The sequence below is a fragment of the Ureibacillus sp. FSL K6-2830 genome (assembly GCF_038004145.1).
GTDB classification, from domain to species: Bacteria; Bacillota; Bacilli; order Bacillales_A; family Planococcaceae; genus Ureibacillus; species Ureibacillus thermosphaericus.
Window position 1 is genome coordinate 2,035,598 of the sequence record NZ_JBBOQR010000001.1, and the last position, 19,895, is coordinate 2,055,492.

26 protein-coding genes are annotated in these 19,895 nt (G+C 43.4%); all 26 read left to right on the forward strand.

The genetic code is table 11. From position 1 onward, the window contains the following. Position 1 precedes the first annotated feature (1 nt). Complete coding sequence (locus NSU17_RS09930; RefSeq protein ID WP_044037705.1) at positions 2-283, forward strand: VRR-NUC domain-containing protein; 282 nt, start codon at positions 2-4, stop codon at positions 281-283. Further along, a complete protein-coding gene (locus tag NSU17_RS09935; protein WP_340704922.1) occupies positions 264-1,625 on the forward strand; it encodes a DEAD/DEAH box helicase in 1,362 nt (453 codons plus the stop codon). Before NSU17_RS09930 ends, NSU17_RS09935 begins: the two co-directional genes overlap by 20 nt. Then, a complete protein-coding gene (locus NSU17_RS09940; RefSeq protein WP_340704923.1) occupies positions 1,625-1,843 on the forward strand; it encodes a hypothetical protein in 219 nt (72 codons plus the stop codon). Before NSU17_RS09935 ends, NSU17_RS09940 begins: the two co-directional genes overlap by 1 nt. Beyond that, on the forward strand, positions 1,840-2,253 hold the full coding sequence (locus NSU17_RS09945; protein WP_042357512.1) for a DUF1492 domain-containing protein: 414 nt from the start codon (positions 1,840-1,842) through the stop codon (positions 2,251-2,253). The genes NSU17_RS09940 and NSU17_RS09945 overlap by 4 nt, the downstream gene beginning before the upstream one ends. Before the next feature lie 154 nt (positions 2,254-2,407). Beyond that, the gene (locus NSU17_RS09950; protein ID WP_044037701.1) at positions 2,408-2,767 is read left to right on the forward strand and encodes an HNH endonuclease; all 360 of its coding nucleotides are present in this window, start codon (positions 2,408-2,410) and stop codon (positions 2,765-2,767) included. Between the two features lie 111 nt (positions 2,768-2,878). Then, positions 2,879-3,430, forward strand: coding sequence for a P27 family phage terminase small subunit (locus tag NSU17_RS09955; RefSeq protein ID WP_042357509.1), 552 nt, complete (start codon positions 2,879-2,881; stop codon positions 3,428-3,430). A 17-nt stretch (positions 3,431-3,447) separates the two neighbouring features. Continuing rightward, the gene (gene metK / locus NSU17_RS09960; protein ID WP_340704924.1) at positions 3,448-4,629 is read left to right on the forward strand and encodes a methionine adenosyltransferase; all 1,182 of its coding nucleotides are present in this window, start codon (positions 3,448-3,450) and stop codon (positions 4,627-4,629) included. Continuing rightward, positions 4,604-5,845, forward strand: coding sequence for a site-specific DNA-methyltransferase (locus tag NSU17_RS09965; RefSeq protein WP_340704925.1), 1,242 nt, complete (start codon positions 4,604-4,606; stop codon positions 5,843-5,845). The genes metK and NSU17_RS09965 overlap by 26 nt, the downstream gene beginning before the upstream one ends. A 101-nt stretch (positions 5,846-5,946) precedes the next feature. After that, entirely contained in the window at positions 5,947-6,735 is a 789-nt protein-coding gene (locus NSU17_RS09970; protein WP_340704926.1) for a virulence protein, read from the forward strand. Beyond that, entirely contained in the window at positions 6,735-6,962 is a 228-nt protein-coding gene (locus NSU17_RS09975) for a DUF4314 domain-containing protein (RefSeq protein ID WP_340704927.1), read from the forward strand. Before NSU17_RS09970 ends, NSU17_RS09975 begins: the two co-directional genes overlap by 1 nt. A 135-nt stretch (positions 6,963-7,097) precedes the next feature. Further along, on the forward strand, positions 7,098-7,997 hold the full coding sequence (locus NSU17_RS09980; RefSeq protein ID WP_340704928.1) for an amidoligase family protein: 900 nt from the start codon (positions 7,098-7,100) through the stop codon (positions 7,995-7,997). 38 nt (positions 7,998-8,035) lie between these two features. Continuing rightward, complete coding sequence (locus NSU17_RS09985; RefSeq protein ID WP_340704929.1) at positions 8,036-8,494, forward strand: gamma-glutamylcyclotransferase family protein; 459 nt, start codon at positions 8,036-8,038, stop codon at positions 8,492-8,494. Further along, positions 8,487-8,675 (forward strand): DUF5049 domain-containing protein, encoded by a 189-nt coding sequence (locus NSU17_RS09990; RefSeq protein WP_340704930.1) that lies wholly within the window; start codon positions 8,487-8,489, stop codon positions 8,673-8,675. Before NSU17_RS09985 ends, NSU17_RS09990 begins: the two co-directional genes overlap by 8 nt. A gap of 88 nt (positions 8,676-8,763) precedes the next feature. Then, complete coding sequence (locus NSU17_RS09995) at positions 8,764-10,368, forward strand: terminase large subunit (RefSeq protein ID WP_340704931.1); 1,605 nt, start codon at positions 8,764-8,766, stop codon at positions 10,366-10,368. 43 nt (positions 10,369-10,411) lie between these two features. Then, positions 10,412-11,656, forward strand: coding sequence for a phage portal protein (locus NSU17_RS10000; protein WP_340704932.1), 1,245 nt, complete (start codon positions 10,412-10,414; stop codon positions 11,654-11,656). Beyond that, the gene (locus tag NSU17_RS10005) at positions 11,657-12,346 is read left to right on the forward strand and encodes a head maturation protease, ClpP-related (protein ID WP_340704933.1); all 690 of its coding nucleotides are present in this window, start codon (positions 11,657-11,659) and stop codon (positions 12,344-12,346) included. A gap of 19 nt (positions 12,347-12,365) precedes the next feature. Then, positions 12,366-13,571 (forward strand): phage major capsid protein, encoded by a 1,206-nt coding sequence (locus NSU17_RS10010; protein ID WP_340704934.1) that lies wholly within the window; start codon positions 12,366-12,368, stop codon positions 13,569-13,571. Between the two features lie 12 nt (positions 13,572-13,583). Then, the gene (locus NSU17_RS10015; RefSeq protein ID WP_340704935.1) at positions 13,584-13,964 is read left to right on the forward strand and encodes a head fiber protein; all 381 of its coding nucleotides are present in this window, start codon (positions 13,584-13,586) and stop codon (positions 13,962-13,964) included. A 19-nt stretch (positions 13,965-13,983) separates the two neighbouring features. Continuing rightward, positions 13,984-14,301, forward strand: coding sequence for a head-tail connector protein (locus NSU17_RS10020; protein WP_340704936.1), 318 nt, complete (start codon positions 13,984-13,986; stop codon positions 14,299-14,301). A gap of 3 nt (positions 14,302-14,304) precedes the next feature. After that, the gene (locus NSU17_RS10025) at positions 14,305-14,640 is read left to right on the forward strand and encodes a head-tail adaptor protein (protein ID WP_340704937.1); all 336 of its coding nucleotides are present in this window, start codon (positions 14,305-14,307) and stop codon (positions 14,638-14,640) included. A 5-nt stretch (positions 14,641-14,645) separates the two neighbouring features. After that, positions 14,646-15,077, forward strand: a complete 432-nt coding sequence (locus NSU17_RS10030; protein WP_340704938.1) for an HK97 gp10 family phage protein — start codon at positions 14,646-14,648, stop codon at positions 15,075-15,077. Beyond that, complete coding sequence (locus tag NSU17_RS10035) at positions 15,074-15,415, forward strand: hypothetical protein (RefSeq protein ID WP_340704939.1); 342 nt, start codon at positions 15,074-15,076, stop codon at positions 15,413-15,415. Before NSU17_RS10030 ends, NSU17_RS10035 begins: the two co-directional genes overlap by 4 nt. Positions 15,416-15,418: 3 nt before the next feature. Then, the gene (locus NSU17_RS10040; RefSeq protein ID WP_012102978.1) at positions 15,419-16,009 is read left to right on the forward strand and encodes a major tail protein; all 591 of its coding nucleotides are present in this window, start codon (positions 15,419-15,421) and stop codon (positions 16,007-16,009) included. Between the two features lie 11 nt (positions 16,010-16,020). Further along, positions 16,021-16,407, forward strand: coding sequence for a hypothetical protein (locus tag NSU17_RS10045; protein WP_340704940.1), 387 nt, complete (start codon positions 16,021-16,023; stop codon positions 16,405-16,407). Between the two features lie 202 nt (positions 16,408-16,609). Next, complete coding sequence (locus NSU17_RS10050; protein WP_340704941.1) at positions 16,610-19,030, forward strand: phage tail protein; 2,421 nt, start codon at positions 16,610-16,612, stop codon at positions 19,028-19,030. 13 nt (positions 19,031-19,043) lie between these two features. Further along, positions 19,044-19,895, forward strand: coding sequence for a phage tail family protein (locus NSU17_RS10055; RefSeq protein WP_340704942.1), 852 nt, complete (start codon positions 19,044-19,046; stop codon positions 19,893-19,895).

Below are 19,895 nucleotides of genomic sequence, written 5' to 3' on the forward strand. Positions count from 1 at the left end.
TATGCTTGAAAAATATATCGAAAAGAAACTGGTGGCTGAGGTAAAAAAGATGGGAGGCATCGCTGCGAAGTTTGTTAGCCCAGGTTTAGATGGAATGCCAGACCGCCTAGTGCTTTTACCGCATGGGAAGATGGCATTTGTGGAATTAAAGGCTCCCGGAAAGAAACCCCGCCTGTTACAGATTAGAAGAATAAAGCAATTACAGAAGTTAGGCTTTGCCTGCTATGTCATTGATGATGTTAAGCAGATTGGAGGGATGCTGGGTGAAATACAATCCTCATAAATATCAGACCTATGCAACGAACTTCATTCTAGAGCATCCCATTGCTGCGGTGTTTTTAGAAATGGGTCTTGGCAAAAGCGTCATTACTCTAACGGCTATATTCGACCTATGTCTTGATCGTTTTGAAATTGGAAAGGTTCTGGTCATTGCCCCACTTCGAGTAGCTAGGGATACTTGGCCAGCTGAGATAAATAAGTGGGAGCATTTAAAAGGACTCAAGTTTTCGGTAGCAATCGGTACAGAGCAGGAGCGATTGGCGGCTCTAAGGAAACCTGCAAGTGTCTATCTTATAAACAGAGAAAATGTTGACTGGTTGGTAAATAAAAGTGGCATACCTTTTGATTATGACATGGTGGTCATTGATGAGCTTTCATCTTTTAAGTCCTATGGAGCAAAAAGGTTTAAAAGTTTACTAAAAGTAAGACCAAGGGCAAAACGGATTGTGGGTCTTACGGGTACACCTTCCAGTAATGGATTAATGGATTTGTGGGCAGAGTTTCGTATTCTCGACATGGGTAAGAGACTCGGCAGGTACATTACTCACTACCGCAATTCCTTCTTCACACCAGATAAACGCAATCAGCAAATCGTATTTTCATATAAACCATTGCCAGGTGCTGAAGATGCTATATATCGGCTCATTTCGGATATTACCATTTCCATGAAGTCGATAGATTTTCTAAAAATGCCTGAATGCGTGATCAATGAAGTGCCTGTGTATCTAAATGAAAAAGAACAATCAGTATATGAACACTTTCGTGAAGAGATGGTCCTTGAGTTTGGCGATGAAGAAATAGATGCCATGAATGCAGCTGTCCTTTCAGGCAAACTTCTGCAAATGGCAAACGGTGCTATCTATGATGATGATAAAAACCCCCATATTATCCACGACCGCAAGCTAGATGCTCTTGAGGATTTAATTGAAGGTGCTAACGGCAAACCTGTGCTTATTGCCTATTGGTATAATCACGATTTAGAGCGTATTAAGGCAAAATTTAATGTCAGAGAAATTAAAACTTCCAAGGATATTAAGGATTGGAACAACGGTGATATTTCTGTGGCAGTTATCCATCCTGCATCAGCGGGACATGGTCTCAACTTACAAAGTGGAGGTTCAACGCTTATCTGGTTTGGACTTACTTGGAGTCTAGAACTCTATCAACAAACAAATGCGAGACTTTGGAGACAAGGACAAAAAGAGACAGTGGTAATCCATCACATCATTACTAAAGGCACAATCGATGAAGATGTGATGAGAGCCTTGAAACGAAAGGAAAAGACACAATCCGATCTTATTAATGCGGTCAAAGCAAATCTTGGGAAAGCGAGGGATGTTGTATGATGGATGCATTTGAAAAACTGGCAAATGCCATTATTCTACAGGCGGTCAAAGATTATCGTTTTGCTCTGAAAAGACTAGCAAAATACCCTCGCAATGATTCTGCTAGATATACGAAATGTGAGATTGAGCGTTTCTTTCATTCTGAATTGTTCAATGTCCTTACCTCTCTCAACCCTGACATGTTAATTCAACAGCTACAAGAGGAGGTGGTGCGATGATGACAGCTAAGGAATTCTTAAAACAGGCTTACCGTTTGAATGAATTGATTAACTCAGACCTTGAAGAGTTGCAAAACTTAAGGGATTTATCAAGAAGTGTTTCATCCCCTGTGCTTGATGAGAAAGTCAGTCGAACCAAGAGTACTGACCCACCCTTTGAAAAATATGTGATTAGGATAATAGATTTGGAACAACAGATACAACATGAGGTTGAACGATTAATAAAGCTGAAATCAGATATCCGTGAAGCGATTAACCAGATGGAAAACGTGGATGAGAAGCTGCTCCTTCGCTACCGATACATTAACTTTCTTAACTGGGAAGAAATCTGTGTCAACCTTAATGTTTCTATGAGAACCGTGCATAGACTCCATTCATCCGCTTTGCAACATTTAAAGGTTCCAAAATAAAAGTTGGCACACTTTGGCACAGTTTGGCATAAGATGACACTGTTTGTCCGTAGTGAAAGTTATATAATGGTAGTATGGAATATTAATAAACAGAAGCCTTCACGGGAGCATTTCTCCTGCGAGGGCTTTTTCTATGGGAAAAAGGAGGTGCAGTATGCCAAAGAAACCTAAGCGACCGTGCTCTTACCCTGGTTGCCCAGAGCTAACCGACAAGCGCTTTTGTGAAGAGCATAGCAAGAAGGAAGCTGCACGGTATGAGAAGTATCAGCGTGATCCAGCAACCCGTAAACGTTATGGTCGTGCTTGGAAAAGGATACGTGACCGTTACATTGCAGCCCATCCTCTTTGTGAGGAATGTAAAAGACAAGGAAAGCTGACCCCAGCAGCCGAAGTGCATCACATTCTTCCTCTTGCAAGAGGAGGGACTCACGATAGAAGTAATCTGATGGCTCTTTGTACACCTTGCCACTCTGCAATCACTGCAAGAGATGGAGACCGTTGGGGAACCCGGTAGGGGGAGTCAAATCTCCACAGCTTTTTCTTTGTGTAACGGGCGTGGGGCAACGCGTGAAAATTCGCGGTTTCAAACGGGGTAATAGACCCATCGATGAAAAGAGGTGAGTGAATGGCCAAAGATGGAACAAATCGAGGCGGCGCCCGTATAGGCTCCGGTCAAAAGAAAAAACCACTTGCTGACAAAATTGCAGAGGGAAATCCCGGTAAAAGAAAGCTTGAAGTTGTCGAGTTCAAGAATACTGCTGACCTGAAGGGGCAGGAAATGCCAAAGCCAAGGGCCATGCTCTCCGCAGTGCAAAAGGATGGGAAAACCCTAGTAGCGAGTGAAATCTATGAAATTACATGGAAATGGCTTGAGGAGCGAGAATGTGCCCATTTGGTACTTCCACAGCTTCTAGAACGGTATGCCATGAGTGCGGCCAGATGGATACAGTGTGAGGAAGCGGTAACCGAATTTGGTTTCCTAGCCAAGCATCCAACAACCGGCAATGCAATTCAAAGTCCTTATGTAGCAATGAGCCAAAGCTTTATGAGTCAGACAAACAGGCTATGGATGGAGATATATCAAATCGTTAGGGAGAATTGTGCTACAGAGTATTCTGGTTTAAACCCACAGGACGATGTGATGGAGCGACTGCTATCTGCCCGCAGAGGAAAATAAAGATGAGGAGATATGTAATGAGTAAAAGATATTTAACAGCTGAAAGTGTATGTGCTGGACATCCTGATAAACTATGCGACATCATAGCAGATAGCATTTTAGAAGCATGTTTACGTAAAGACAAAGCATCACGTGTCGCTTGTGAGGTAATGGCAACCAAAGGGAAAATTATCGTGGCGGGCGAAATTTCCTGCAGCGAGAAAATAGACATCCGATACATTGTTAGGAATGTCCTTAAAGAGATTGGATACAACCCTCTTAAATTCTTAATTTATGTATTCGTACACAAACAAAGTGTAGATATTGCAACTGGCGTGGATACTGCACTGGAAGTAAGGAATGGAATAAATGAACAGTATGGTTCAATAGGTGCTGGAGACCAAGGAACTGTGTATGGCTATGCTACAAAGGAAACAGGAGAAATGCTTCCCCTACCCCTTGTACTATCTCACAGAATCGTAAAGAGACTGGATGATTGCCGCAAAGGGAAACTGATAAAAGGGATTCTTCCCGATGGTAAAGCACAGGTAACAGTAGAATATGAAGATGACACTCCAGTGAGAATAAAGACGATTGTGATATCGGTACAGCATGATAAGAACAAAACACAGGAAGAACTTAAGGCAGATATCCTTAACAATGTCTTGTGGCCGTGCTTTGAGGACTTCCCTTTTGATGATGAAACAGAACTTCTCATCAATCCATCTGGTCAGTTTGTTCTTGGTGGTCCTGCTGCGGATACTGGCTTAACTGGTAGAAAAATTATGGTTGATACTTATGGAGGACTTGCACCCCATGGAGGTGGCGCTCTTTGTGGCAAAGACCCCACCAAAGTTGACCGAAGTGGTGCTTATATGGCCCGGTACATTGCAAAACATATCGTCTGGTGCGGTTATGCAAAGAGATGTGAAGTTAGTATATCCTATGCCATTGGTAAGGCAAATCCTGTAGCCTTTTCTGTAAATACCCTTGGCACAGGTATTGTTTCTGACGAAATACTAACCCTTGCTGTACAGGAGGTTTTCAACTTAAGACCTGCGGCAATCATTGAGAAGTTGCGTCTAAGGAATGTGATTTACTCTGATACAGCTGTTTATGGTCACTTTAATAGTTGTCTATTCCCGTGGGAGGATGTAAATAAGTACAGTGAATTTAGAAAGGCGGTGGAAAAGTATGTTGATAGAGAAGATAAAAACTAAACAGCTCATCCCCGCTGAATATAACCCAAGGAAGGATTTAAAACCGGGTGATCCGGAATATGAGAAACTTAAACGCTCCCTTGAGGAGTTTGGATATGTAGAACCCGTAATATGGAATAAGACCACAGGCAGAGTCATCGGAGGTCATCAGCGTTTGAAAATCCTGCTGAGTATGGGCATGGATGAGATAGAATGCGTAGTTGTTGAAATGGATGAGCAAAAGGAGAAGGCGCTGAACATTGCACTAAATAAAATAAGTGGTGATTGGGATAAAGACAAATTAGCACTTCTCATCACGGACTTAAATGCTTCAGACTTTGATGTGTCTTTGACAGGTTTTGACCCAGGAGAGTTGGACGATCTTTTCAAGGATTCCCTTAAGGATAATATAAAAGAAGATGATTTCGATGTAGACGGCGAGCTGAAAAAGCCCGCTGTTTCGCATTTAGGGGATATTTGGCTACTTGGACAGCATCGATTAGTCTGCGGAGACAGTACAAAGAAAGACACCTTTGATGTCTTGATGGATGGGAAAACTGCTAATTTGGTAGTTACAGACCCTCCATATAACGTCAACTATGAAGGAACAGCTGGAAAAATCAAAAATGACAATATGGCTAACGAAGCGTTCTATGATTTCCTGCTTGCAGCATTTCAGAACACCGAAGCAGTAATGGCGAAGGACGCTTCTATTTATGTATTCCATGCGGATACGGAAGGACTCAATTTTAGAAGAGCATTCTCTGATGCGGGGTTTTATCTTTCAGGCACTTGTATTTGGAAAAAGCAGTCCCTTGTTCTCGGACGCTCCCCTTATCAGTGGCAGCATGAACCTATTCTCTATGGGTGGAAAAAGAAAGGCAAGCATAACTGGTATTCAGATCGAAAGCAGACCACCATCTGGGAGTTTGAGAAACCGAAGAAAAACGGTGACCATCCAACCATGAAACCAGTGGCACTAGTGGCATATCCTATTTTGAATTCAAGCCTTTCTAATTGTATCGTACTTGATCCCTTTGGTGGTTCAGGAAGTGCATTGATTGCCTGTGAGCAGACAGATAGAATCTGTTACACCATTGAACTAGATGAAAAGTACTGCGATGTCATTGTGAAAAGGTATATTGAGCAAGTTGGAAACTCAGACGGTGTGTTTCTTTTAAGAGATGGTTCGAAAATAAGATATTGTGACCTGCCAGACGTTGCTACCGCCGATTAATGGAACAGTATTTTCTACAGAAAGATGCTCTATATGACTTGATATTAACAGCCTTTAGAGTGATATATGTATGTACCGAAAATTGAAAGGCGGTATAAAAAATGCAGATAAACTATAATGTCACAGGAGAAAAAAGAAAAGAGCTAGTCAATGCAATCAGCCAAAAACTGAATGCTCCTGCAAGATATCTTGGAGCGCCTACATTTGCATATGAGGTGGCAGATTACAACATTGACAAAAACGGGGTGGTCAGAGGACCAGATAATTCTGAACTGGTTAATGATCTATTAGGCCTTCATGACTTTAAGGCGGTTACAGTAGAATTTGCCACACCACTTCCAGCAGCAGAGCCTGTTCTTGAAAATATTCAAGTTCCCAATGAAGCGGCTCTTGGGGGTAGGGTAAGTCCAAATAGTGATTACGAAGAACCTCCCGTATACAGGGAATCAAATGAAACCGAAGAAGCTATTAGTTTGATTATTCAAATGCCGAAGGAGGGTTTTAGCGAAACCGCACTTGATAACCTAAAAGGATTGGTAGAAAGCAAAGAAATCCTTATAAAGAAAGCACTTGATACTGACTCTATTCCCATTATCGTAAATGAGGAATTTGTAACCTTCCCTTGGTTCCAAAGTGAATGCTCCGCAGAAGAGGTTAAAGCTTATACCCACTTTGTAACAGCACTTTGTGAAATGGCAAAGAAACAGACCCGCGTCAACTCGACTGAGAAATCAGTGGAAAATGAAAAGTACGCTTTCCGTTGTTTCCTTCTAAGACTTGGCTTTATCGGGCCAGAATACAAAACAGAACGAAAAATTCTCCTCTCAAAACTGTCGGGTAGCTCTGCCTTCAAAAGCGGAAGTGCCAAGCATGAGGAGGTGAGTGAATAATGAATATCATTCACCCAGAAATGCTAAAGCAACTTAGAAGTTATTACACTCCAGGAACTCGTGTCATGCTACTTAAGATGAATGACCCTTATACCAAGCTTCAGCCAGGAGATAAAGGTACGGTTACTAGTGTTGATGATATGGGAACTATCCACATAAGTTGGGATTCAGGCAGTTCCCTTGGAGTGGTCTTTGGAGAGGATTTATGTAAGAAAATTGAAGAGTAAACAAACACATTTTAAGCCCAATATGGCAGTAAATATGTAGATTTATATTGCAGAAATGTCTTGCTATATAAGCCTTTTAGAGTGATATATGTACATGCCGAAAGGACAAACACACTTTAAAAGGAGCGAGATACGATGTTAAGTGCAAAATTCGGGATTGAGATTGAATTTACCGGGATTACAAGGGAAAGGGCGGCTAGAGTCGCTGCAGAGTTTTTGCAAGGCATTTACAGTGAAGGCGGGACATACTACGACACCAAGAAGGTAAAAACTCCAGATGGTCGAGTGTGGAAGTTTATGTACGATGGGAGCATCAATTGCCAAAGAAAAGAAGGTAGAAGAAAAGTAGCTGCAGGTAGAGATTATAGCGTTGAGTTGGTTAGTCCAATCCTAACCTACCGGGAGGACATTGAAACTTTGCAGGAGCTAGTAAGAAAGCTTCGCAAAGCTGGATCCTTTACAAATACATCATGCGGAATTCACATTCATCTAGACGGTGCTGAACATACCCCACGAAGCATTCGAAACTTTGTAAATATCATTGCAAGCAAAAATGACTTGTTTTATAAAGCACTTCAGATTGCACCGCAGAGAATGAATTACTGCAAAAAGATGGACAGCATTTTGGTTGAGAAGATGAACCGTAAAAAGCCTAAAACGATGAGACAAATTGAGGACATTTGGTACGAGGGCTACAGCGAGAGCAGAAGCACTCATTATCACAACAGCCGCTACCATTTCCTCAACCTTCACAGCTTTTTTACCGGAAACCATACAGTTGAACTTAGAGGATTCAATAGTGAGCTTCATGCAGGAAAGATAAGAAGCTACATTGTTCTAGCACTTGCCATTAACCATCAAGCCTTGACGCAAAAGTGTGCATCAGCAAAGAAACCGCAGGTGGAAAACGAGAAGTTTGCCATGAGGACCTACCTAAACCGGATTGGTTTCATTGGAGATGAATTTGCAAACTGCAGAGAGCATTTGACCGCAGCACTTTCGGGTTCAGCTGCATGGCGGTTTCGGGCGGCCTGAGCTGCCCCTAACCCACAAAGCTGAGAAGGAGGATTACAATGAAGAATAAATTATACCTTGCCTATGGCTCCAACCTTAATCTAAAGCAAATGGCCGACAGATGCCCCACAGCGAAGGTGGTAGGAGCAAGCCAAATCAATGACCACCGCCTATTATTTAGAGGGGCACACGCGAGCGCTGTGGCGACAATCGAGCCTTTTGAGGGTGGCAACGTACCAGTTTTAGTGTGGGAGATTACACCGACCGATGAAGCGGCACTTGACCGTTACGAGGGATGGCCGTTCCTTTATCGAAAGGAAACAATAAAAGTGAAGTTGGGAAGCAAAACCGTCAAGGCGATGGTCTACATCATGAATGATGGTAGACCGCTTGGACAGCCGAGTTGTTATTATTACAGTACAATTTTAGAAGGCTATAAAAGTGCGGGCTTCGATGTGGATATCCTGCGCAAGGCGACAACCGATTCAGTCGAATCGGAGGAGGCAGTCAATGAATGAAATAATCAAGGAACAAATCCTTTCCATTCGAGAAAGCGGAGTCACAAATATGTTTGATGTGGACCGGGTACAGTATGAGGCAAATGAACGAGGGTTTTATGAATTGGTAGTCTATTTAATAGACCATAAAGCGGAATATGCCCATTTCATACTGACGGGGGAAGTGGATGAAAATAAGTAAACAAAATTAAACAGGATAATGAGAAGGGCTTCATCTATAGGATTGAGGCTCTTTTCTTATGTCCTTTTCCATAAAAGGGGCGGTGTTTATGCGGAAACTGAAGAAATATAAGCCGACCGCCTTTATAGCTGAAGGGTCATATTACGATAAGGACGCTGCTGATTACGCTGTGGCTTTTATCGAAGCACTCTCCCATACGAAAGGTTCATGGGCAGGTAAGCCTTTTGAACTTATCGACTGGCAGGAGCAAATTATCCGTGATTTATTCGGTATCTTAAAACCTAATGGATACCGGCAGTTTAACACGGCTTATATAGAAATACCTAAAAAGATGGGAAAAAGCGAGCTTGCAGCAGCAATCGCTCTTCTCCTCACTTGTGGAGATGGTGAAGAACGAGCAGAGGTATACGGTTGTGCCGCAGATCGCCAGCAGGCATCAATTGTATTTGAAGTAGCAGCCGATATGGTGCGGATGTGTCCGGCACTGAATAAACGAGTGAAGTTGCTGGCTTCAACTAAACGACTGGTGTACCTGCCGACCAACAGCTTTTATCAGGTATTGTCGGCTGAAGCCTACTCAAAACACGGCTTCAATATACATGGTGTTGTTTTTGATGAACTTCATACTCAGCCAAATAGGAAACTATTTGATGTTATGACAAAAGGGTCTGGTGATGCGAGGACCCAACCGCTATATTTTCTTATCACCACTGCAGGGACGGATACTCAGAGTATCTGCTATGAAACACACCAAAAAGCGGTTGATATTATTGAGGGCAGAAAATACGATCCTACTTTTTATCCCGTAATCTACGGTGCCAAAGAAGAGGATGATTGGACTGATCCTAAAGTATGGAAGAAAGCAAATCCAAGCTTAGGAATTACAGTAAGTATCGATAAAGTTAGAGCCGCTTGTGAAAGCGCAAAGCAGAACCCTGCTGAGGAAAATAGCTTTCGACAACTGCGTCTGAATCAGTGGGTTAAGCAATCTGTCCGTTGGATGCCAATGGCAAAGTGGGATGCCTGTGCGTTTCCAGTAAAACCAGAGAGCCTTGAAGGTCGAGTATGCTATGGAGGACTTGATTTATCATCCACCACTGACATTACAGCCTTCGTGCTGGTGTTCCCACCGGAGGATGAAACAGATAAATATACCGTTCTCCCATATTTTTGGATGCCGGAGGATAATATTGACCTCCGAGTCCGAAGAGACCATGTACAATACGATCTTTGGGAGAAACAGGGATATATTCTAACTACAGAAGGCAATGTAGTGCATTACGGCTACATTGAGCGGTTTATTGAAGAACTTGGCGAAAAGTATAACATTCGAGAAATTGCATTTGACCGTTGGGGAGCAGTTCAAATGGTTCAGAACCTTGAAGGAGCAGGCTTTACTGTCGTTCCATTCGGTCAAGGCTTTAAAGATATGTCACCGCCAACCAAAGAATTAATGAAATTGACATTAGAAGAAAGAATAGCGCATGGTGGACATCCAGTGCTTCGATGGATGATGGACAACATCTTTATAAAAACTGACCCAGCAGGTAACGTTAAACCGGATAAGGAAAAAAGTACAGAGAAGATAGATGGTGCGGTAGCGACCATCATGGCACTTGATCGTGCTATCCGTTGCGGCTCAGGTAATAGCGGAGATTCAGTGTATGACGAGAGAGGTTTGATTGTCTTTTAAGGCTTAATGGTTAACACAATGTTTATATTCGGAGGTGACGCCTATGAATCTAATAAAAGGACTGTTTCGGTCAAGGGACCAACCGCAAAACCGTGTGGGTAGTGCATTTTCCTTCCTGTTTGGTGGTACGTCATCCGGCAAAACAGTGAACGAGCGTACTGCAATGCAAGCAACAGCAGTGTATGCCTGCGTAAGGATACTAGCTGAAGCGATTGCAGGACTACCACTTCATGTATATAGATATCGTTCTGATGGAGGTAAAGAAAAGATTCCTTTCCACCCGCTGTATTACCTTCTTCATGATGAACCAAATCCAGAGATGACTTCATTCGTGTTTCGAGAAACACTGATGAGTCATCTTTTGCTTTGGGGAAATGCCTATGCACAGGTGGTCAGAAACGGTCGTGGGCAGGCACTGGCGCTTTATCCCCTACTCCCCAACAAGATGGAGGTTAGTCGAGCAACAAATGGTGAACTGGTCTATACCTATTACCGTGATACGGACGAAAGTGGTCTAAACCCAAAGGGTGGCTATGTCACACTCCGTAAAGATGAGGTTCTTCACATTCCTGGCTTAGGTTTTGATGGACTCATTGGCTATAGCCCAATCGCTATGGCGAAAAATGCAATCGGTATGTCACTTGCTACTGAAGAGTACGGTGCGGCATTCTTTGCCAATGGTGCTAATCCCGGAGGTGTGCTGGAACACCCAGGAGTAATCAAAGATATACAGAGGGTCAAGGATAGTTGGAATAGTGCCTACCAAGGCACAGGAAATGCTCACAAAATTGCTGTGTTGGAAGAAGGCATGAAGTTTCAAGCCATTGGTATCCCGCCGGAACAGGCGCAATTTCTTGAAACACGGAAATTCCAAATTAATGAGATTGCGAGGATTTTCCGAGTACCGCCTCATATGGTGGGTGATCTTGAGAAGTCTAGTTTTTCCAATATTGAACAGCAGTCTTTGGAGTTTGTAAAATACACCCTCGATCCGTGGGTGGTGCGATGGGAACAAAGTCTCCAGCAATCGCTTATTTTGCCTTCTGAGAAAGCTTCACTGTTTATCAAGTTCAATTTGGACGGTCTGCTTCGTGGTGATTACCAAAGCCGAATGAATGGCTACGCTACAGGTCGTCAAAATGGCTGGATGTCAGCCAACGATATCCGTGAACTGGAGGACATGAACCGTATCCCAGCTGAGGAAGGTGGCGATTTATATCTGGTTAACGGAAATATGACGAAATTGGCTGACGCAGGAGCGTTTGCCAAAACCGAAGGAGGTCAGTAAATGAAGAAGTTCTGGAATTGGGTGCGAGATTCTGATGAAGGGCGCACTCTCTATTTAAATGGAGTGATATCCGAAGAAACGTGGTGGGGTGATGAGGTCACACCTAAGATGTTCAAAGATGAACTGCTGGCTGGCACCGGTGATATTACAGTGTGGATTAACTCTCCTGGCGGGGATGTGTTTGCAGCAGCTCAGATTTACAACATGCTTATGGACTATACAGGAAAGGTCACTGTAAAAATTGACGGGCTTGCGGCAAGTGCAGCTTCTGTTATTGCAATGGCGGGTGGAGATGTATATATGTCGCCGGTATCCATGATTATGATTCATAACCCTTCGACCATTGCCATCGGTGATAGCGAGGAAATGCTGCGAGCTAAAGCTCTATTAGATGAGGTTAAGGAAAGTATTATTAATGCCTATGAGTTAAAGACTGGTCTTTCCCGAACAAAGCTTTCTCATCTGATGGATGCAGAATCATGGATGAATGCAAACAAAGCCATAGAACTTGGTTTTGCAGATAAGATCATGTTTATGGAAAATGAAACACCGGATTTGACGGATAGCCTTATCTTTAGCAGGATGGCGGTTACTAACTCTCTTATTAGCAAATTACCTAAAAAACAAAAACGAAAAACAGGTACACCTATAGAGTCGCTGGATAAGCGGCTTTCTTTAATTTCTCACTAATTTAAAGGAGGAAATAACAATGAGTAAAATTCTAGAATTGCGCGAGAAACGTGCTAAGGTATGGGATGCGGCGAAAGCATTCCTTGATTCGAAACGTGGCGGTGATGGATTGTTATCCGCAGAGGACACAGAAACCTATGAAAAGATGGAAGCCGATGTTGTTGCACTTGGTAAGGAAATAGAACGTTTGGAACGTCAGGCGGTTATCGACTTAGAACTTTCCAAAGCCACTAGTAACCCTATTACAAACACTCCATTCAAAGGTGTTGAAGAAAAGACGGGTCGTGCATCCGCAGAGTACAAGAAAGCATTCTGGAATGCTATGCGTACTCGTGCAGGGGAAGGCCTTGACCCGGTTGTAAAAAATGCTCTTAAAATTGGCACAGATTCTGAGGGTGGATACTTAGTTCCTGATGAGTTTGAGAGAACACTTGTCGAGGCTTTGGAGGAGGAGAACATCTTCCGTAGACTGGCTAAAGTTATTACCACCGCTTCTGGCGATAGAAAAATTCCAGTGGTAGCATCTAAGGGCACAGCCTCATGGATTGACGAGGAAGGTGCAATCCCAGAAAGTGATGATAGCTTCGGTCAAGTATCTATAGGAGCATATAAGCTAGGTACGATGATTAAGGTTTCTGAGGAACTTCTAAACGATAGTGTATTTGAACTTGAACCTTATATTTCTAGGGAATTTGCAAGACGTATCGGTAACAAAGAGGAAGAAGCGTTCTTTACTGGTGATGGATCTGGAAAACCGACAGGTATACTTGCTTCTACAGGTGGTGCCCAAATTGGTGTGACTACTGCAGGTGCTACGGCAATTACTATGGACGAGGTACTTGATCTGTTCTATTCATTAAAGGCACCTTACCGTAATAAGGCTGTATTCGTTATGAACGACGCCACTGTAAAAGCAATCCGTAAACTAAAGGATGGTCAAGGACAGTACCTATGGCAACCTTCCTTACAGGCAGGTACACCGGATACTATCCTCAATCGACCATTGTATACTTCTGCATATATGCCAACTATTGCTGCAGCTGCGAAGAGTATCGCATTTGGTGACTTTAGTTATTACTGGGTAGCTGATCGTCAGGGTCGTGTATTTAAGAGGCTTAATGAACTTTATGCTGTTACTGGCCAAGTAGGCTTTGTTGCTACTCAGCGTGTGGATGGAAAATTGATTCTACCTGAAGCCATAAAAGTACTTCAGCAGAAAGCTTAATGGAGGTGCATTATGAGCTATAACACTAAGAATTACACCGAACAAGGCGGAGAGAAAACTGTTATAGGCGGAACGCTTGAAATCAAGGAAGGAGCCTCGGTAACGGGGCTCTCCGCCGATCCACTACTCGTGGCAACAGAGGAAACTCTTGGCGGTGTAAAAGCTACTGCCGCAGGTGAGGGTGACACCGTCGAAGTAAAAATTGGTGAAGATGGTAAGCTGTATGCTCCAGCATATCCTACCGATGCTACGGAGTCAGTCTCTGGGTTGGTAAAAATGGCTGTAAATCAAGCCGACAGCATAGCCGAGGATACAGCCACTCTTGTCACGGATTTTAATGCTCTGCTCGCTAAACTAAAAGCGGCTGGGTTAATGGCAGCAGACGAAGAATGACCGGAGGGAGGCGGACGGCATGACAACTGATAATCTTCTACCTAAAGTAAAAGCAAATCTGATCCTGACGCATGACGCAGACGATGGACTTCTGCTGCATTACATCAAAGCCGCCGTCTCTTATGCGGAAAGTTATCAGCATGTTGCTGAGGGTTATTACACTGAAAACATCATGCCCCCAACAACTGAACAGGCAGTAATCATGCTGTCGAGTCATTTCTACGAAAGCAGAGATGGCTCGACGGCTGGTTTCTTCGCCGATAGCGTACAGGCGGGGCAGCAGGTTTGGAACACGGTGAACCTACTTCTTAGACTAGACCGGAATTGGAAGGTGTAAATTATGAGTTTTGGAAAGATGAACACCTTTATTGATATCATCAGTACAGAGCCTATTAAAGACAAGGATGGTTTCGCTGCTATAGGCGATAACATACTTGCTAGTGTACGTGCCTACAAGGAAGATCGGCATGGCAGTGAGCGGTGGGCGAATAGAGCATCATTTTCTTCTGCAACTTCCCTATTTAGGTTTAGGAAAATTTCTGGCCTTAGGGTGACAAATGAAATGGTCATCGTTTGTGATGATGGCAGATATCAGATTTTAAGTGTTGATGATGTAAGAAAACGAGGCATGTATGTCGAGGTTTTAGCAGAAAAGATAGAACCAACTGTGAGGTGATGGATATGGCAAAAGTAAATATAAAGATGCCAGAAGAATTCCTTTTAAAGGTATCACGATTAGCTGACCAGACCGATGTAATTCTTCCTAAGGTTTTGGAAGTTGGCGGTGAAGTGGTACTGGATAAAGTTAAGGGAAATTTAAGTAAAGTGATTGGTAAGAACACAAAATATCCATCCAAAAGCACTGGTGAGTTGCTATCTTCACTGGGTCTTTCTGGAGCAAAGCAAGATAGAAACGGAAACTTCAATGTAAAAGTTGGCTTTGCCGAGCCACGTTCTGATGGTGAGAGCAATGCTAAAATTGCCACAATCATTGAATATGGTAAGCATGGTCAGCCTGCAAAACCCTTCCTAAAGCCTGCGAGAACTGCATCTAGGAAACCTTGCATCAATGCGATGATCGCAAAGCTAGAGGAGGAGATTGATAAAATATGAATATCTTAGAGGAGCTAAATACACTTCTGACAGCAATACCTATCCCCGTAGAAACCGGGGTTTTTTCAGGTTTGGCACCGGATGAGTACGTGGTGATACTCCCACTTTCGGATGTTTTTGAAGTTCATGCGGATAACCGCCCTGGCTTTGATGTGCAGGAAGCACGGATATCACTATTTTCCAAGAGAAATTACTTAGAGAGAAAGAGGCAGATTACAACGGCTTTGTTAAACGATGATTTTACAGTGACTGAGCGTAGGTATATTGGTCACGAGGATGATACTGGATATCATCATTACGCCATCGACGTGGCGAAAAACTATGGAATGGAGGAATAACATATGGCAACTATCGGTTTGGATAAACTGTACTATGCAAAAATAACCGAGGATTCAAATGGCGAGGAAACCTATGGTGTGCCTTCGGTACTCGCAAAAGCCATTACTGCCGAACTTTCGGTAGAATTGGTGGAAGCAATTCTGTATGCCGATGATGGTGCTGCCGAGGTTGTGAAGGACTTTAACAGCGGTACACTCACTCTCGGTGTAGATGACATTGGCCCGACGGTCGCAGCAGATCTAACTGGTGCGTCCACCGACGACAACGGGGTATTAATTTCTGCAAGTGAGAGTGTAGGTACACCTGTTGCAGTGGGGTTTCGTGCGCAAAAGGCCAATGGAACATACCGATATTTTTGGTTGTATCGTGTTAAGTTTGGACTGCCAGCAACCAACTTACAGACAAAGGCGGATTCCATTACCTTTTCTACACCTACTATTGAAGGAACAGTTATGCGTAGGAACAAGCTGGATGGGTTGGGCAAGCACCCATGGAAAGCAGAAGTCACAGAAGGTGACCCCGGTGTTTCATCGTCCACCATAACAGGCTGGTTCACTGAAGTTTATGAACCCGTATATACACCTGAACCATAGGAGGAGAAATGATGCATAATGAGAGAAGTGCCACAATCAACATAGGTGACAAAGAATATGAACTGGTTTTAACTACACGTGCAACAAAGGCAATTGCTGGTCGTTACGGTGGTCTTGAAAATCTTGGAGAAAAACTGATGAAATCAGAAAACTTTGAGATGGCACTGGACGAGATAGTTTGGCTCATCACGCTGCTTGCAAACCAGTCCATTTTGATTCGAAACCTAAAGAATAAGAATGCACCAGAAGAATTACTGACAGAGGAAGAAGTAGAGCTTCTTACCTCACCGCTTGACTTGGCGGCATATAAAACTGCAATTACCGAGGCGATGTTCAAAGGTACAAAGCGAAATGTCGAAAGTGAGGAGGAAGCTCCAAAAAACGTGGAAGTCGGGTAACGGACGATGAGGTCTTTACCCGACTTCTTTATTATGGAACAGTTCAGATGGGCATGGAGACAGAGGAATTCTGGCTTATGCCAATTGGGCTGTTTTTTGATTTATGGACTTGTCATAAACAATGGCATGGTATCGAAAAGCCAAAGAAAACACGGACCATTGACGATATTATCCCACCAGGTATTTAGGAGGAGGTGAAGGCATGGCAGATAATTTTGGTTTAAAAATAGGTGTTGAAGGCGAGCGTGAATTCAAGAACGCACTGCGAGAAATCAATCAATCATTTAAAGTATTGGGCAGTGAAATGGCTCTTGTAACGAGTCAGTTTGATAAAAACGATAAATCCATTCAGTCAGTTACCGCTCGTAATGCTGTTCTAAATAAGGAAATTGACGCACAGAAGGAAAAGATTTCTACTCTTAAGGCTGCCCTTGATAATGCCTCCTCCTCTTTCGGTGAAAATGACCGCCGCACCCAAAACTGGCAAATCCAATTAAACAGGGCTCAGGCTGAACTGAATCTTATGGAGCGTGAACTTGAACAGTCCACAATTGAAGCGGATAATCTCGGTGAAGAGTTAGAGGATTCAGGTAAAAGTGCAGAGGATGCTGGTGGCAGGTTTGAAAAGCTTGGCGGTGTACTCAAGGGAATTGGTGTGGCGATGGGGGCGGTTGCTGTTGCAGCCGGAGCCGCTGCTATTAAGTTAGGTAAAGAAGTAGTCACTCAATTTGGAGAGCTGGAACAAAACCTAGGCGGATCAGAGGCGGTTTTTGGAGCATATGCTGCATCGATTCAGAAAACTGGTGAGGAAGCCTATAAAAATCTTGGTGTTTCCCAAAGTGAGTATCTTGCGACCGCCAACAAAATGGGTGCATTGTTACAAGGTTCTGGTATACAGCAACAGAGGAGTCTTGAGCTAACTGAAAAGGCCATGCAACGTGCGGCAGATATGGCATCTGTTATGGGTATTGATATGTCCTCGGCATTAGAGGCAGTCACTGGGGCGGCAAAGGGTAACTTTGATATGATGGATAACTTAGGTGTTGCGATGAACGCTACAAACATCGAAGCCTACGCTCTTGCAAAGGGTCTGGATTTTACTTGGAATACTGCAACACAAGCGGAAAAAGCCGAAGTAGCAATGCAAATGTTCTTTGAGAACACAGAGCAGTATGCAGGTAACTTTGCAAAAGAATCAACCGAGACAATCTCCGGTTCTATTGGGTTACTACAGGCCGCACTTGGTTCATTTACAGCTGGACTCGGTAATGCCAATGCTGATATGACGAATCTGACTGAGAATCTTGTGGAGGCTTTTGAGGCAGTTGTTACTAATATCGTACCGGTCTTGGAAAATATCGTAGCCGCCTTGCCAACAGCGACAGGCGCAATATTAGCGGCGGTTGCAGACTTGCTACCAATGCTTCTTGAATTGGTTACAAATATATTCGCGCAAGTACTGGAAACAATTTTGAGCCTTTTACCCGAACTTATTCCAGCGACGGTAAGTGCTCTAATGACGATTGTCGGTGCATTAATTGATAACCTTCCACTGCTAATAAATGCAGCAATTGAATTAGTAACAGCACTTGTGGAGGGAATCGGCATAGCGTTACCACAACTCATCCCTGCGGCAGTTTCTGCAGTTATGCAGATTGTCCAAGGATTGATGGATAACCTACCACTCATTTTGGATGCCGCTTTGCAGTTGATTATAGGATTAGCACAGGGATTGGTAGAGGCAATACCTCAGCTTATTTCTGCCTTACCGGTCATCATCAAAGCAATAGTGGATTTTATCATTGCATCTATTCCACAGATTATTGATGCGGGTATTCAATTATTGACCTCACTGGTCACAGCTTTGCCTACCATTATTACAGCAGTTGTGGAAGCAATTCCGCAAATTATCGATAGTATCATCAGTGCTGTTATAGGGTCGATTCCTTTGATTATTGATGCAGGTATCCGGCTTCTAATATCACTCATACAGGCATTGCCACAGATTATAACTACTGTTGTAGGTGCTATTCCCAAGATTGTTAGCTCGCTGGTCAATGCCATTATTGGTAACATCGATAAGATTATCTTAGCGGGTGTACAACTGTTTGTGGCACTGATTGCAAATCTGCCAAGGATAATCGTGGAGATCGTAAAAGCCGTACCGCAGATTATCTCTGGACTGGTTAGGGCCTTTACTGGCTATATCGGTCAAATGGCACAAGTGGGCGGCAATTTGATTAAAGGGTTGTGGAAGGGTATATCAGACGCAGGTGCATGGTTATGGGGTAAAATATCCGGGTTTTTCGGAAATGTTGTATCGAGGATAAAAGACTTTTTCGGTATCCGCTCCCCTTCAACTCTATTTGCTGGAATTGGCCACAACATGGGTGAAGGTATCGGTGTAGGTTTTGAGGATGCAATGACAGCAGTTTCAAGGGATATGCAAAATGCAGTACCAACTAGCTTTGATTTTAATTACAGAGGTGTATCTGGGCAAGGGAATGCTACAGGTGCAAGTATTACTCAAAATATTTCAGTTGTGACACCTAAGGCTCTATCAGAAAAAGAACTAGCACGGGAGTTTAAGAACCTATCCCGTAAACTGGCACTGGAATTGTAAGGGAGGTACGGCAATGGAACTAACATATACAAATAGAGATGGAGAGAGCATTACGCTTAAGCAAAGCCGACCGTACTTTCTTACGAAGGTAGACGGCACTGGCAATATGCGTCAAACCGTCAACACTTTCAAGGCGCCAGATCAGGATGGCGCTTTTTATATTTCCTCCACGTTAGATATGCGAAACATAACGATTGAAGGTACGGTTGTTGCTGATACTCCCGATGAAGCCTTTAAAAGGAGGCAACGATTCCTTAAAATATTCAGCCCAAAGCTACTAGGGACCCTTCAATACCGTGACCGACAGATATCCTGCGTGGTGGAGGAGGCAGGTTTTAGTGTTTCTAATCGGCAACGAATACCAAACTTCTTTGTCAGTCTACTCTGCCCATCCCCTTTCTTCGAGACATTAAATGAGGTGCGAGAGGAACTGGCATCATGGATACCGCTATTTGAGTTTGAATTGGAAATTCCTATGAGTGGGATGGAATTTGGAATGCGTCAGCCAAGTCAAATCATTACGGTGGAAAATATCGGTGATGTGTCCTGCGGATGTGAAATTGTATTTCGAGCTCTGGGTACTGTTACGAATCCTGAACTCTTAAAGATAGACACTGGTGAATACATTCGGCTTCTTACGACAATGGATGCCGGAGACGAGCTGCGTGTATATACTCATTTCGCCGGAAAGCGTGTAGTAAAAGTGGAGGGTTCTTCGATTACAAATGCTTTTTCGTTATTAGATACCACTTCGGCGTTCTTTCAACTTTCCGCTGGTCTTAACACACTGCGCTACGATGCTTCAGTCAATATGGAACTGTTAGAGGTTAGTATTTACTTTCGTCCGCAGTTTCTGGGGGTGTAA

Excerpts from the sequence above, each read along its gene's own strand:
- NSU17_RS09930 (WP_044037705.1), top strand. The coding sequence starts at position 2 with ATGCTTGAAAAATATATCGAAAAGAAACTGGTGGCTGAGGTAAAAAAG.
- NSU17_RS09940 (WP_340704923.1), top strand. The coding sequence starts at position 1,625 with ATGGATGCATTTGAAAAACTGGCAAATGCCATTATTCTACAGGCGGTC.
- NSU17_RS09945 (WP_042357512.1), top strand. The coding sequence starts at position 1,840 with ATGATGACAGCTAAGGAATTCTTAAAACAGGCTTACCGTTTGAATGAA.
- NSU17_RS09950 (WP_044037701.1), top strand. The coding sequence starts at position 2,408 with ATGCCAAAGAAACCTAAGCGACCGTGCTCTTACCCTGGTTGCCCAGAG.
- NSU17_RS09955 (WP_042357509.1), top strand. The coding sequence starts at position 2,879 with ATGGCCAAAGATGGAACAAATCGAGGCGGCGCCCGTATAGGCTCCGGT.
- metK (WP_340704924.1), top strand. The coding sequence starts at position 3,448 with ATGAGTAAAAGATATTTAACAGCTGAAAGTGTATGTGCTGGACATCCT.
- NSU17_RS09965 (WP_340704925.1), top strand. The coding sequence starts at position 4,604 with ATGTTGATAGAGAAGATAAAAACTAAACAGCTCATCCCCGCTGAATAT.
- NSU17_RS09970 (WP_340704926.1), top strand. The coding sequence starts at position 5,947 with ATGCAGATAAACTATAATGTCACAGGAGAAAAAAGAAAAGAGCTAGTC.
- NSU17_RS09975 (WP_340704927.1), top strand. The coding sequence starts at position 6,735 with ATGAATATCATTCACCCAGAAATGCTAAAGCAACTTAGAAGTTATTAC.
- NSU17_RS09980 (WP_340704928.1), top strand. The coding sequence starts at position 7,098 with ATGTTAAGTGCAAAATTCGGGATTGAGATTGAATTTACCGGGATTACA.
- NSU17_RS09985 (WP_340704929.1), top strand. The coding sequence starts at position 8,036 with ATGAAGAATAAATTATACCTTGCCTATGGCTCCAACCTTAATCTAAAG.
- NSU17_RS09990 (WP_340704930.1), top strand. The coding sequence starts at position 8,487 with ATGAATGAAATAATCAAGGAACAAATCCTTTCCATTCGAGAAAGCGGA.
- NSU17_RS09995 (WP_340704931.1), top strand. The coding sequence starts at position 8,764 with ATGCGGAAACTGAAGAAATATAAGCCGACCGCCTTTATAGCTGAAGGG.
- NSU17_RS10000 (WP_340704932.1), top strand. The coding sequence starts at position 10,412 with ATGAATCTAATAAAAGGACTGTTTCGGTCAAGGGACCAACCGCAAAAC.
- NSU17_RS10005 (WP_340704933.1), top strand. The coding sequence starts at position 11,657 with ATGAAGAAGTTCTGGAATTGGGTGCGAGATTCTGATGAAGGGCGCACT.
- NSU17_RS10010 (WP_340704934.1), top strand. The coding sequence starts at position 12,366 with ATGAGTAAAATTCTAGAATTGCGCGAGAAACGTGCTAAGGTATGGGAT.
- NSU17_RS10015 (WP_340704935.1), top strand. The coding sequence starts at position 13,584 with ATGAGCTATAACACTAAGAATTACACCGAACAAGGCGGAGAGAAAACT.
- NSU17_RS10020 (WP_340704936.1), top strand. The coding sequence starts at position 13,984 with ATGACAACTGATAATCTTCTACCTAAAGTAAAAGCAAATCTGATCCTG.
- NSU17_RS10025 (WP_340704937.1), top strand. The coding sequence starts at position 14,305 with ATGAGTTTTGGAAAGATGAACACCTTTATTGATATCATCAGTACAGAG.
- NSU17_RS10030 (WP_340704938.1), top strand. The coding sequence starts at position 14,646 with ATGGCAAAAGTAAATATAAAGATGCCAGAAGAATTCCTTTTAAAGGTA.
- NSU17_RS10035 (WP_340704939.1), top strand. The coding sequence starts at position 15,074 with ATGAATATCTTAGAGGAGCTAAATACACTTCTGACAGCAATACCTATC.
- NSU17_RS10040 (WP_012102978.1), top strand. The coding sequence starts at position 15,419 with ATGGCAACTATCGGTTTGGATAAACTGTACTATGCAAAAATAACCGAG.
- NSU17_RS10045 (WP_340704940.1), top strand. The coding sequence starts at position 16,021 with ATGCATAATGAGAGAAGTGCCACAATCAACATAGGTGACAAAGAATAT.
- NSU17_RS10050 (WP_340704941.1), top strand. The coding sequence starts at position 16,610 with ATGGCAGATAATTTTGGTTTAAAAATAGGTGTTGAAGGCGAGCGTGAA.
- NSU17_RS10055 (WP_340704942.1), top strand. The coding sequence starts at position 19,044 with ATGGAACTAACATATACAAATAGAGATGGAGAGAGCATTACGCTTAAG.